Origin of the sequence: Bacillus sp. FSL R7-0685 (assembly GCF_038002425.1) — a bacterium.
GTDB lineage: Bacteria > Bacillota > Bacilli > Bacillales > Bacillaceae > Bacillus > Bacillus subtilis.
Genome location: NZ_JBBOCN010000001.1, coordinates 1,340,457 through 1,353,320 on the forward strand (window position 1 = coordinate 1,340,457; position 12,864 = coordinate 1,353,320).

Sequence of the window (12,864 nt, forward strand, 5' to 3'; positions counted from 1 at the left end):
TAAAAAGTATATCAAAAGTTGTGTTTTTCCTGTCAACTTTTATCTTCTGTTTCACCAAAAAACGGTTCCCTAAACAAGGGAACCGTTTTATCAGCTTGCTTTTCGTTTTTTCATCCCGTAATAGACAGGCAGTCCGGCAAGGCCGATGAGGATGGATAATCCGCAGCTCATTGTATCTGTAATGAGTGTGCTGCCTAGCACAAAGAAGGAGCCCGCGATTGCCAGAATTGGCATAAATGGATAAAGCGGAACACTGTAGGCGCGCTTTTTTCCCTTTGCTCGCTTGCGGAGAATAAACACTGCAAAAAAGGCCATCACATAAAAGATGTAGATCATGAAAATGGAGATTTCTGAGAGCTTATCAGGGTTGCTGATCAGCATCATAATCAAAGCTAAAGCAATTTGAAAAGAAATTGCAATCCATGGTGTGCGGAACGACGGGTGTACATGTGACAGTTTTTCAGCAAATGGAAGCTGTTTGCGTTCCGCCATTGCAAATGAAACACGCGGGAAAGAAAGCACCTTTCCATTTAAGCACCCAAAGATGCTGACGATAATCCCTACACTGATCAGCTTTCCGCCAATTGACCCGAACAGCATGGTTGCAGCGGTGCTTGTCGCATTTTCACCAAGCGTGACAATTTCGTTCGCTGACAGGATGTGAAGCAATGCAAAATTAATGAAAATATAGATCGCCGTTACAATTAATAATCCGCCCGTCATAGCGCGTGGAAGCAGCTTTTCGGGATTTTTCATTTCTCCGCCGAGAGCGGCAAGGAGAATCCATCCGTCATAAGCAAACAACGTAGCTAAAATAGCCGCCCCGAAGTTCATATCAGAAATGCTTTCGTTTACTGCTGTGAAGATGTGCTGATCGCCTTTCCAAAGGCCAAAGATGATGATGCAGGCAATCGGAATCAGTTTTCCGATCGTTGTCAGCGTTTGGACAAAACCGCCGTATTTTGTACCGATAATATTAATGACGCATAAAAAGAGAACTGCTATAATTCCAATGACTTTTGATAGTCCAGATCCCCAGCCGAAAAGATTCGCCATTAAAGATCCAAAATATAAACCCAGCGCGCCGATAATCGCCGGGCCGTAAATGATAATCTGCACCCAGCCGCACAAAAATCCCCAAAACTCGCCGTACACTTCTTCAAGGTACGTATAAAGCCCGCCGGTTTTTGGAATCTGCGTTCCGATTTCCGCGATTGTCAAACCGCCCGCCAGTGTTAAAATACCGCCTAACAGCCAGGCGAAAAGCGCCGTTTTTGAATCACCTGAATAAGCAAGCACAGCGCCGGGCTTCATAAAAACACCAGAACCGATAATGGTTCCGATGACAAGAGTAAGGGCAAACAAGAGGCCTATCTCTTTTTTCAAACCGTTGTCTTCAGTATGCATGTCCTTAACCTCCTATGATGTTGAAGCTTCATGTTGAAGAATCTATTTTTTCATATTGTAAACCCTATTTTAGAAAAGTGAAATAAAATAAATTTTCTGATTTTCGAAATTTGCTTTGTGTACAGCAAATAAAACTGTAAAAACGCCTGTTTTAACAATCTATAAACGAATAAACTTCGTGATTTTTATTTATAAAGTTCGTGTTTTATGTATTAGGATTTTAGCCGGTACAGAGGGGAGATGAGAATTCAGAAAATGAACGAACCTTCGGTGAAGCTGATATGTTGACTTTCTCATGCGAATAAAATAATTTGTTATTAGAACAATAAATATACAATTATGATATGATATCTCGAAATCGAGATAAAATAACCTGGAGGGACACATATGAAAGTTAACGGCATTCACCACGTATCGGCATTAACGGCCGACGCACAAAAAAACTTGGATTTCTATAAGAAAGTATTAGGATTAAAGCTCGTGAAAAAATCCGTCAATCAGGATGAACCGACAATGTACCATCTGTTCTACGGAGATGAAGTGGCAAACCCGGGAACTGAGCTGACGTTTTTCGAGATTCCCCGCATTGCACCGTTTCATGCAGGAACAAACAGTATTTCTTCTATTGGATTGCGCGTTCCAAGCACAGAAGCCCTGCATTACTGGAAAGAACGTTTTGAAGCGCAGCAAGTAACGCACAGCGGTATCTCCAAAAGAGCTGGACGTGACATATTGGCATTTCAAGATCATGAAGGGCAGCGACTTGTGCTGACTGCTGATGAGGAAGGAAAAGGATATGGCCTGCCTGTTAAACAGAGCGGCATCCCGGAAGAATTTTCGTTTCGCGGGTTAGGGCCGATTGAACTGACTGTGCCATATGCTGAACCAACCTTACACGTATTGACGAATATTCTTGGATTTACAGAAATCAGCCGTGAACCAGTCGAAGGGCAAGGAACCGCCGTTATTCTGGAATCAGGAGAAGGCGGTGCTGCAACGGAAATCCATTTAATAGAAAGAAATGATCTTCCGCGCGAGCGTCAAGGCAAAGGGAGTGTTCACCACGTCGCATTTCGGGTAAGAGATGAAGAAGAACTTGCCGGGTGGCACCGGATCATCAGCCGCGAAGGCTTTAGCAATTCCGGCATTGTGGAGCGCTACTATTTCAAGGCGCTGTATTTCAGAGAACCGAACGGCATTTTGTTCGAGTTATCAACGGACGGACCGGGCTTTATGGTAGATGAGAATCTTGATGAGCTTGGCCAAACGATCGCTCTTCCGCCGTATCTTGAGCATCGAAGAGCTGAAATTGAAGCGAAATTGAAACCGATCCAATAAATTGTGATTCATTTGCCTTCCGGCGCCGCCGGAGGGCTTTTTTTATTACCATAATTAATTTTGACCTAAACAGCATGCCTTATTAGGGAGGAAATATCAGATGCTGATTGGGAGAAATGGCTTAAAACCCTTTGCAAATATGGGTGATTGGTATGGAATGGCCTCGGCAAAAATATTGTCTTTGTTTATTAATAGTTTATTCATATTTGCTTGTTACACTATTCCCAAGTTAGACAAAAAGGAGTGAAAAACACGTGGAAAAGAAAAAACGCGAGCTGGATATTTTCCTCATCCTCATTTTGCTCGCATCTGCATTCTTAAATATCTATAACATCTGGAATGATGATACGGTGAATCCTTATTACACCGCTGCAGTCACAAGTATGATGCAAAGCTTTCATAATTTTTTCTATGCCTCATTCGACGCGGCGGGGTTTATAACGGTTGATAAACCGCCTATTACGTTCCAGATACAAACCATCAGCGCACTTATATTCGGTATGCACGGCTGGAGCGTCATCCTGCCTCAGGCACTTGCTGGTGTAGGTTCTGTCCTTTTAATGTATCTGTTAATAAAACCGACATTCGGTAAGACAGCAGCAAGAATTGCCTCTTTCATCATGGCATGTACACCGATTGCTGTAGCTGTAGCACGTACAAACAATGTTGATGCATTACTGGTATTTTTCTTATTGCTTGCTACATGGCTTCTCTTTAAAGCGATCAGAAAAGGAAAGCTGATCTGGCTGTTAGCAGCATTTTTCGTTGTTGGAGTAGGTTTCAATACAAAAATGCTGCAGGCTTACATGATTTTACCGGCTTTCTTATTGTTCTATCTGATTGCGGCAAACGCCACAATCAAGAAAAAAATCGTTTCATTGGTAAGTGCGTTAGCCGTATTAGCAGCCGTTTCGTTATCGTGGCCGCTCATTGTCGACAATATCCCTGCAAGCAAGCGGCCTTATATCGGAAGCAGCCAAACCAACTCTGTTTTGGAATTGGCTTTCGGCTATAACGGAATCCAGCGGCTGACAGGCCAAAATTCAGGCGGCGGCCAGGGTGCGCCAAACAAAGACGCTTCAAAAGAAATGTCTTCTTCTGATAACACTCAAGCACCGCCTAATCAGTCATCAAGCAACAGCTCATCAAGCGATGGTAAATCCTCAAATGGCAATATGGCGGCGCCTCCATCCAATGGCCAAATGCCAAGCGGCGGTCAAGGAGGCCCTCCAAGCGGCGGAGATGGCGGCCAAGGCGGACCCGGCGGAGACGGAGGGAAAGGCGGTACAGGAACCGGTTCGAAAATGCAATCAGGTTCAGGGATGTTTGGAACGGGAACACCTGGTCCACTGCGGCTTTTCCAACAAGAGTTATCTGATCAAATCAGCTGGCTTCTGCCATTTGCGATATTTGGAATCGCAGGCTTACTGATCGCTGGCGCAAGAGAAAGAAGAAGATTATCTGTAGAGCAGAAGGAAACGGTGTTCTGGGTTGCGTGGCTTGTACCGATTGCCGGATTCTTCAGTGTCGCAGAATTTTTCCATCATTATTATCTCATCATGCTGGCACCGCCGATTGCGGCTCTTGTCGGTGCGGGGTGGGTCGCTCTTGTTCATCTGTACCGCAATCAGACAGGCTGGAAAGCATGGCTTTTGCCGGGAGCAATTATTGCGACAACTGGATTTGAATTGTTTATTCTCAGAAACTACAACGATCAAATCGGTGTTGGATGGAGTATCGGGGTAGGTGTTATCGGCGTGTTGTCAGCGATTGCTTTGCTGCTGTTTAAACAGCGCCAAAAACCGTTCAGTTATTATGTTTCACTTGCAGCTCTCCTCGCATTGCTGGTGATGCCGATGTATTGGGCAAGTACACCGCTTCTGTACGGAGGCAACAGCTCACTGCCTGAAACAGGCCCTCAACTCGCATCAATGAGCGGAAAAGGCATGGGAATGTCTGATGCGACTGTAAATGAAAAACTGATCAAATATCTAGAGGAGAATAACTCCGGAGCTGAATACCTATTCGCCACAACCGATTCGAACACAGCGGCACCATATATCATTAAAACGAAAAAAGCTGTCATGGCTATTGGTGGATACAGCGGTTCTGACCCGGCAATCACACTGACTCAATTCAAAAAACTTGTAAAAGAAGGAAAAGTGAAATACTTCTTGGCTTCTGGAATGGGAAGAGGCGGAAACAATGACATTGTTGAATGGGTTGAGAAAAATGGAAAAGAAGTAGCATCAGAAAAATGGCAATCAAGTTCTGATCAAAAAACAGAAAATACTGATTCAGCTGATACATCAAGCAGCAAGGCTTCAGGTGAAAACGGCAAAATGGGCGGACCTGGCGGAATGAATCAGTCAGCAACATTATACGAACTACATGCTGATGAATAGGAGGCAAAAACATGAGCAGACATATTCAATATTCAATTGTTGTACCTGTGTATAATGAAGAGCTTGTCATTCATGAAACCTATCAGCGCTTAAAAGAGGTCATGGATCAAACGAAGGAAAACTACGAGCTGCTTTTTGTCAACGATGGCAGCAAAGACCGCAGTATTGAGATTTTAAGAGAGCACAGCCTGATCGATCCGAGAGTGAAAATTATTGATTTTTCAAGGAATTTTGGACATCAGATCGCCATTACGGCAGGTATGGATTATGCACAGGGGAATGCAATCGTCGTCATTGACGCCGATTTGCAGGACCCTCCTGAACTGATTTTAGAAATGATTGAAAAGTGGAAGGAAGGCTATGAAGTCGTGTACGCCGTACGGACTAAACGAAAAGGGGAAACCTTTTTCAAAAAACAAACCGCGGCTATGTTTTACCGGCTTCTCAGCGGTATGACAGATATTGATATCCCGATTGATACGGGGGATTTTCGCCTCATGGACAGAAAAGTCTGTGATGAAATGAAGAGATTAAAAGAAAAAAATCCATTTGTAAGAGGGCTAGTCAGCTGGGTGGGTTTCAAACAGACAGCGGTCGAGTATGTACGTGATGAAAGGCTCGCCGGAGAAACAAAGTACCCGCTCAAGAAAATGCTGAAGCTGTCAATGGACGGCATCACGACATTTTCACATAAACCGCTGAAGCTGGCAAGCTATGCGGGGATTTTAATGTCAGGTACTGGATTTCTGTATATGTTTATCGTGCTGTATCTGAAGCTATTCACAGACAGCACGATTACCGGCTGGTCATCACTTATTGTGATCCAGCTCCTGTTCAGCGGCATTGTCCTTCTGATTTTGGGCGTGATTGGCGAATATATCGGCAGAATCTACGATGAAGCCAAAGACAGGCCGCTTTACATCGTCCAAAAATCGTATGGAATTGAAAATAAAAGACTCTATAGAGACCAGCATATGTCATAACCTCAAACCCCCTGTCCGTAATGGACAGGGGGTTTTTATGCTCTGAGCACGATCTAAAGCAAAAGATGCTGATAGATATATGGAAATTGGGTAAAGAAGAGATTGTGAGCTTGTACTGCGGTTCAGTCATGCTGAAATAAAAACAGCAAAACTTAAAGATTTCGTCCTCGGCTTTGCTGCATGTCAGCTGTTATATTGGGGGGCTTTTAAGAAACGCATGATTAGAGCCGTACCAGTTATGTTTAATAGAATACTCGTACCCAATACAATTCCCCACGTCAACGTCGATTCAGAGAGAAGAAAGCTCAGCAAAAGAAAAGCCAATCCTGCGCAGATCATACCCAGTCCCACGGTTTTCATGTTCATGCCTCCTAGCAAACGATGTTTCTAGCATCTGATGTGAATGATGTCAATCTGTATGATATACGGATATCTCGTCAGAAAGTTTCATAGAACAATTAGGTCTTTTATCTAATAAAAAGCCTCAGACCGCTTTTACGGCCTGAGGCATTATGTCTTACGAAGTTTTCTCTTCTTTTTGATCCAGTTTAATTTTTTTCGTCATTTCTTTGCCGTTTCGGAGAATTTTCACTTCAACGGTATCACCGATCTTTGCGTCTTTATATAAGATATTGCGCAATTCACTGCCTGTATCAATTTCTTTACCTTTTAGGCCGATGATAATATCCTCCGCTTTTAATCCGGCCTTTTCAGCAGGAGAGCCTGAAGCGACCTCACGGATGTAAACGCCTTTATTCAGCTGGCTGCCGAACAGGCCGAGTGTGCCTTCTTGGTAATTTTGCGGCACTTGCTCTAGATCAAGCATGCTGACACCGATATATGGACGTTCAATTTGTCCTTTAGACAGCAATTCTTCAGCAATCGGTTTTACGTCATTGCTTGGAATGGCGAATCCGATACCCTCAACATCATCCTCACTGATTTTCATACTGTTAATGCCGACAATTTTGCCGTCTGTATTTAACAAAGGACCGCCGCTGTTACCTGGATTAATTGCTGCGTCTGTCTGAATGACGTTAATGCTCGTTTCGCCGGCTGATGTAGACATTGAAACCGTTCTGTCCACGCCGCTTACAATTCCTTGTGTTACTGTGCGGGACAGGTCTTTTCCAAGCGGATCCCCAATCGCAATAACGGTCTCGCCTGTTCTAAGATCAGATGAATCACCGAAGTTTGCCACTTTTGTGACGTGGTCATCACTGATTTGGAGGACGGCTAAATCAGTTAACGAGTCACTGCCTACCAGCTTTGCAGTAACCTCAGTGCCGTCATATAAAGATACCTTCAGTGATGATGCCCCTTCTACGACGTGGTTATTTGTAATGATATAAGCCTTGCCATTCTCTTTTTTGAAAATGACACCTGACCCTGAACCGCTTTCTGTATCTTCGCTGGAATCAGAAGGACTAGAGCCGAACAAAGAGCTGTTTGATTGTGCCTGAAGATTTGTAATACCGACAATCGCTGGTGAAAGGTCTTCTACCATATCTGAGATTTTAGAAGAGTCCTCGCTCTTGAATGCAGATGAGCTGCTTGAGCTTTTTTTAGATTCAGAGGAGGTGCTTGTTGCTGTAACAGATTGCGTTTGCTGCTGGCTGGATGATTGTTTTGCAGTGTCCTGAGAATCATGGTCACCAAGCGGTGTAAACGTGTAAATGCCAAGAGCAAGACTGCCGCCGATCACTCCGCCAAGCAACGGTCTGAACCATCCGAATCCTCGTTTTTTCTTCTCCTGATCATGAATGACATTGCGGGCCGAGTAGGAGGCGCTCTGATCGTTCTCTTTCGTTAAAAAGACCTCATTCTCATTACCTTTCGTTCTGTTTTCATCACGATAGTTATCCATCATGTTCACTCCGTTTCTCTATTTTCACATGTCTATTTATATTGATAGGTTTATGACTTGAGTTTATCATAAACAAAAACTGTGGGATAAAAATGAAAAGATTATGGGAAATTGTGAAAAAGTGCGGAAAACGGTACACTTCATATTGTATATGAAAGGACTGAGTCGATGGAACAGATTGGATTGATTGGATATGGCAGCATGGCGGATATGATCGCTAGACAGCTGTTGAAACATGAACAAATAAAAGAGAATGAGCTATTTATTGAGACGAGAACGAAGGGGGAGCGGCTGCGGGCACTCATGTCAGATTATCCAAACGTATCGGCTGATCCGTTGGAGAATTGGGCAAATACGTGCCAATTGATTTTGATATGCGTCCCGCCACTCCATGTCATCGAAACAATGCGCCGTCTGCACCCGTATGTGAACAGAAATACTCACATCGTATCCATAGCTGCCGGTGTGCCGCTGCGTCTTTTGGAGGCAGAAACAGAGGCGGGTATCTCACGTGTTATTCCTGCCATTACGTCCGAAGCAGAAGCTGGCATCTCACTTGTCGTTCACAGTGAAGCACTGGCTGCAGAGAAAAAAGAACGTCTGAATGAATTGTTATCGGTTTTCAGCCGTGTACGAGAAATCAAAGAATCGAATTTAGATGCGGCCAGCAATTTAACGAGCTCGGCACCGGGATTCATAGCCGCAATCTTTGAAGAACTGGCACTGTCTGCCGTCAGAAACAGCAGCCTGTCCAAAGAAGAAGCCTTTGATTTTCTGATTCATTCGCTATACGGAACTGGCAAGATGCTGATCGAAAAAAATATGTCTTTCGAGGAGACGCTGGAACGTGTCGCAACCAAAGGCGGAATAACGGGAGAGGGAGCTGAGGTGATACGCGCCTCTGTGCCAGACGTTTTTGATGAGGTGTTTGAAAGAACCCTGAAAAAATATGAACTGCTTACAGAACAGGTTGGTAAACAGACATGAATCCTTGAAAGAGGATTCTTTTTTTATTACTGAATGGTTGAGATTTTCCCCAGTTATATTGCATTTTTCCTCTTTTTTTAATATAATCTGTTAGAATATTCATAATTTAGTAAAAAAGGAGGAGCGTTATGAAATTGTACATGTCAGTAGATATGGAAGGTATTTCGGGTCTTCCGGACGATACCTTTGTGGATTCCGGCAAGCGGAATTATGAACGCGGACGGCTTATCATGACTGAAGAAGCAAACTACTGTATTGCTGAAGCGTTTAACAGCGGGTGTACCGAGGTGCTGGTCAATGACAGTCATTCGAAGATGAATAATCTGATGGTTGAAAAGCTTCACCCTGAAGCAGACTTGATTTCTGGTGACGTCAAACCATTTTCAATGGTGGAGGGACTGGATGATACGTTTACAGGCGCTTTGTTTCTCGGTTATCATGCGAGAGCCTCGACTCCCGGTGTCATGTCACACAGCATGATTTTCGGCGTCCGTCATTTTTACATAAACGATCGGCCTGTCGGTGAGCTTGGATTAAATGCATACGTTGCCGGTTATTATGATGTCCCGGTATTACTGGTAGCCGGGGATGACCGGGCGGCGAAGGAAGCGGAAGAGCTTATCCCGAACGTGACGACAGCCGCAGTCAAACAAACCATTTCAAGATCCGCAGTGAAGTGCTTGTCCCCTGCGAAAGCCGGACGGCTGTTGACAGAAAAAACTGCGTTTGCCCTGCAAAACAAGGACAAAGTCAAGCCGCTCACACCGCCTGACAGGCCAGTTCTGAGCATTGAATTCGCCAATTATGGCCAAGCAGAATGGGCGAATCTGATGCCGGGAACGGAAATCAAGACGGGAACTACAACCGTTCAATTTCAGGCGAAGGACATGCTTGAAGCCTATCAGGCGATGCTTGTCATGACTGAGCTTGCGATGCGGACATCATTCTGCTAAAGGGGTGTTTTAGGCTTTGGCGCGATACATGATAAAGCGTTTTTGGGCAATGGCAGCTACGATTTTGGTGATTACCACCCTGACTTTTGTTCTCATGAAGGTCATTCCCGGATCTCCTTTTAACGAGGAGAGAGGCACAAATGAAGCCGTTCAAAAAAATCTCGAAGCCTACTATCACTTAGACGATCCTCTCATTTTCCAATACATTTTCTACTTAAAATCCATCATTACATTCGATTTCGGACCTTCAATTAAAAAACCGTCGGACAGCGTAAATGATATGCTGGAACGCGGATTTCCCGTTTCCTTTGAGCTTGGGATGACAGCGATTGTCATTGCTGTGATTTCTGGGCTGGTGCTGGGCGTAATTGCTGCACTCCGCCGCAATGGCTTTTTGGACTACGCCGCGATGAGTCTTGCAGTACTTGGCATCTCCATCCCGAATTTTATTCTGGCAACATTGCTCATTCAGCAATTTGCTGTCAATCTCAAACTATTTCCTGCTGCGACATGGACGAGCCCGATTCATATGGTGCTTCCGACCGCAGCGCTTGCTGTAGGGCCAATGGCGATCATTGCCAGGCTGACACGGTCGAGCATGGTCGAAGTTCTGACACAGGATTATATCCGCACAGCAAAAGCAAAAGGGCTTTCTCCATTCAAAATTATCGTAAAACACGCACTCAGAAATGCACTCATGCCCGTCATTACCGTCCTGGGCACACTCGTCGCCAGCATCTTAACAGGAAGCTTTGTCATTGAAAAAATCTTTGCCATTCCGGGAATGGGAAAATATTTTGTTGAAAGCATTAATCAGCGGGACTATCCCGTGATTATGGGAACGACCGTTTTTTACAGCGTCATTCTGATTATCATGCTGTTTTTGGTCGATTTGGCCTACGGTCTCTTAGACCCGCGCATTAAACTGCATAAGAAAGGGTGAAGCGTGTGAATCTCCCTGTACAAACGGATGAACGCCAGCCAGAACAGCACAATCAGGTGCCTGATGAGTGGTTTGTCTCGAATCAGGAAAAAAATCGGGAAGCAGATTCGGTCAAGCGGCCGAGTTTGTCATACACGCAGGATGCCTGGAGGAGGCTGAAAAAAAATAAATTAGCGATGGCCGGACTCTTTATTCTTTTATTTCTTTTTGTCATGGCAGTTATCGGGCCCTTTTTATCGCCCCATAGTGTCGTACGCCAATCACTGACAGAACAAAATCTTCCGCCCTCAGCCGATCATTGGTTCGGCACCGATGAACTCGGCCGGGATGTGTTTACCCGAACATGGTATGGCGCGAGAATCTCGTTGTTTGTCGGCGTGATGGCAGCACTGATTGATTTTTTGATTGGTGTCATTTACGGAGGCGTTGCCGGCTATAAAGGCGGCAGGATTGACAGCATTATGATGAGGATTATCGAAGTGCTGTACGGACTGCCGTACCTGCTTGTTGTCATTTTGCTGATGGTGCTCATGGGACCGGGACTGGGCACGATTATTGTGGCGCTGACTGTGACCGGGTGGGTCGGCATGGCGAGAATTGTAAGAGGCCAGGTGCTTCAGATTAAAAATTATGAATATGTACTCGCCTCGAAAACCTTTGGCGCGAAAACCTTTCGCATCATCCGGAAGAATTTGCTGCCGAATACTATGGGAGCGATCATCGTACAAATGACATTAACCGTACCTGCCGCCATATTCGCAGAATCATTTTTAAGCTTTCTCGGCCTCGGCATACAGGCTCCGTTTGCAAGTTGGGGCGTGATGGCGAATGACGGCCTGCCCACGATTTTATCTGGGCATTGGTGGCGCCTGTTTTTTCCGGCCTTTTTCATATCTCTGACGATGTACGCGTTTAATGTGCTGGGGGACGGATTGCAGGATGCGCTTGACCCTAAGCTGAGGAGGTAGCTGTATGGAAAAAGTTCTGTCAGTCCAAAATCTGCACGTGTCTTTTACGACTTACGGCGGGACGGTTCAGGCGGTCAGAGGGGTGAGCTTTGATTTGTATAAAGGAGAAACCTTTGCGATCGTCGGCGAATCCGGCTGCGGCAAAAGCGTTACCTCCCAAAGCATCATGGGCCTGCTTCCGCCTTATTCGGCGAAGGTGACAGACGGCAGCATTCTATTTAAAAACAAAGACCTTTGCCGTCTCTCTGACAAAGAAATGAGAGGTATAAGGGGAGCCGACATTTCTATGATTTTTCAAGACCCGATGACGGCGTTAAACCCTACGCTGACTGTCGGCGACCAGCTGGGGGAAGCGCTATTGCGCCACAAAAAAATGAGCAAAAAAGCGGCACGGAAAGAGGTGCTTTCCATGCTGTCATTGGTTGGTATTCCAGATCCCGAAGAGCGCCTAAAGCAATATCCCCACCAATTCAGCGGCGGTATGAGACAGCGGATTGTCATTGCGATGGCGCTGATTTGCGAGCCTGATATCTTAATTGCGGATGAACCGACCACCGCCCTGGATGTAACCATTCAGGCACAGATTTTAGAGCTGTTTAAAGAGATTCAGAGAAAAACGGATGTGTCTGTCATTCTGATTACGCACGATTTAGGGGTTGTTGCCCAGGTAGCTGACAGAGTCGCAGTCATGTATGCCGGGAAAATGGCGGAAATCGGCACGAGAAAAGATATTTTTTATCAGCCGCAGCACCCTTATACAAAAGGACTGCTGGCTTCTGTCCCGCGGCTGGATTTAGATGGCGCGGAGCTGATCCCGATCGACGGAACGCCGCCGGATTTATTTTCGCCTCCGCCGGGCTGCCCGTTTGCCGCCCGCTGTCCGAACAGGATGGTTGTGTGTGACAGGGTGTACCCGGGCCAGACGATCAGATCTGACTCGCACACCGTCAACTGCTGGCTGCAGGATCAACGAGCAGAGCATGCGGTGCTGTCAGGAGATGCGAAGGATTGAA

Annotated in this window: 12 protein-coding genes; 9 read left to right on the forward strand and 3 right to left on the reverse strand. The window is 45.4% G+C overall.

The window, feature by feature from the left end:
• Nucleotides 1-90 precede the first annotated feature (90 nt).
• The gene (gene steT, locus MKY50_RS07135) at nucleotides 91-1,407 is read right to left on the reverse strand and encodes a serine/threonine exchanger (RefSeq protein WP_015252262.1); all 1,317 of its coding nucleotides are present in this window, start codon (nucleotides 1,405-1,407) and stop codon (nucleotides 91-93) included.
• A gap of 387 nt (nucleotides 1,408-1,794) precedes the next feature.
• Between steT and MKY50_RS07140 the strand changes: the two genes are divergently transcribed.
• The 4 genes from MKY50_RS07140 to MKY50_RS07155 all read left to right on the forward strand — a co-directional run bounded on the left by MKY50_RS07140 (nucleotide 1,795) and on the right by MKY50_RS07155 (nucleotide 6,133).
• The gene (locus MKY50_RS07140; protein WP_124059769.1) at nucleotides 1,795-2,745 is read left to right on the forward strand and encodes a ring-cleaving dioxygenase; all 951 of its coding nucleotides are present in this window, start codon (nucleotides 1,795-1,797) and stop codon (nucleotides 2,743-2,745) included.
• A 100-nt stretch (nucleotides 2,746-2,845) separates the two neighbouring features.
• Nucleotides 2,846-2,992, forward strand: a complete 147-nt coding sequence (locus MKY50_RS07145; protein WP_122894618.1) for a hypothetical protein — start codon at nucleotides 2,846-2,848, stop codon at nucleotides 2,990-2,992.
• 7 nt (nucleotides 2,993-2,999) lie between these two features.
• Nucleotides 3,000-5,150 carry a glycosyltransferase family 39 protein gene (locus MKY50_RS07150; RefSeq protein WP_240304262.1) on the forward strand — a complete coding sequence of 717 codons (2,151 nt, stop codon included), beginning with the start codon at nucleotides 3,000-3,002 and terminating at the stop codon, nucleotides 5,148-5,150.
• Nucleotides 5,151-5,161: 11 nt separating this feature from the next.
• On the forward strand, nucleotides 5,162-6,133 hold the full coding sequence (locus tag MKY50_RS07155; RefSeq protein ID WP_003232632.1) for a glycosyltransferase family 2 protein: 972 nt from the start codon (nucleotides 5,162-5,164) through the stop codon (nucleotides 6,131-6,133).
• A gap of 183 nt (nucleotides 6,134-6,316) precedes the next feature.
• Here MKY50_RS07155 and MKY50_RS07160 read toward each other — a convergent pair whose 3' ends face one another.
• Together MKY50_RS07160 and htrA are read right to left on the reverse strand one after the other, a co-directional pair.
• Nucleotides 6,317-6,493 carry a hypothetical protein gene (locus MKY50_RS07160; RefSeq protein WP_003245413.1) on the reverse strand — a complete coding sequence of 59 codons (177 nt, stop codon included), beginning with the start codon at nucleotides 6,491-6,493 and terminating at the stop codon, nucleotides 6,317-6,319.
• A 157-nt stretch (nucleotides 6,494-6,650) separates the two neighbouring features.
• Entirely contained in the window at nucleotides 6,651-8,000 is a 1,350-nt protein-coding gene (htrA, locus tag MKY50_RS07165) for a serine protease HtrA (protein WP_341116398.1), read from the reverse strand.
• A 168-nt stretch (nucleotides 8,001-8,168) separates the two neighbouring features.
• Here htrA and proG point away from each other — a divergent pair, with 168 nt between their 5' ends.
• The 5 genes from proG (at nucleotide 8,169) to dppD (ending at nucleotide 12,863) form a co-directional block, all read left to right on the forward strand.
• Nucleotides 8,169-8,987 (forward strand): pyrroline-5-carboxylate reductase ProG, encoded by an 819-nt coding sequence (proG, locus tag MKY50_RS07170; RefSeq protein ID WP_032721395.1) that lies wholly within the window; start codon nucleotides 8,169-8,171, stop codon nucleotides 8,985-8,987.
• Between the two features lie 128 nt (nucleotides 8,988-9,115).
• On the forward strand, nucleotides 9,116-9,940 hold the full coding sequence (dppA, locus tag MKY50_RS07175) for a D-aminopeptidase DppA (RefSeq protein WP_033884945.1): 825 nt from the start codon (nucleotides 9,116-9,118) through the stop codon (nucleotides 9,938-9,940).
• Nucleotides 9,941-9,956: 16 nt separating this feature from the next.
• Complete coding sequence (gene dppB, locus MKY50_RS07180; RefSeq protein WP_003245446.1) at nucleotides 9,957-10,883, forward strand: dipeptide ABC transporter permease DppB; 927 nt, start codon at nucleotides 9,957-9,959, stop codon at nucleotides 10,881-10,883.
• A gap of 5 nt (nucleotides 10,884-10,888) precedes the next feature.
• Nucleotides 10,889-11,851, forward strand: a complete 963-nt coding sequence (gene dppC, locus MKY50_RS07185) for a dipeptide ABC transporter permease DppC (protein WP_014476568.1) — start codon at nucleotides 10,889-10,891, stop codon at nucleotides 11,849-11,851.
• 4 nt (nucleotides 11,852-11,855) lie between these two features.
• Nucleotides 11,856-12,863, forward strand: a complete 1,008-nt coding sequence (dppD, locus tag MKY50_RS07190) for a dipeptide ABC transporter ATP-binding subunit DppD (protein ID WP_341116400.1) — start codon at nucleotides 11,856-11,858, stop codon at nucleotides 12,861-12,863.
• Nucleotide 12,864 lies beyond the last annotated feature (1 nt).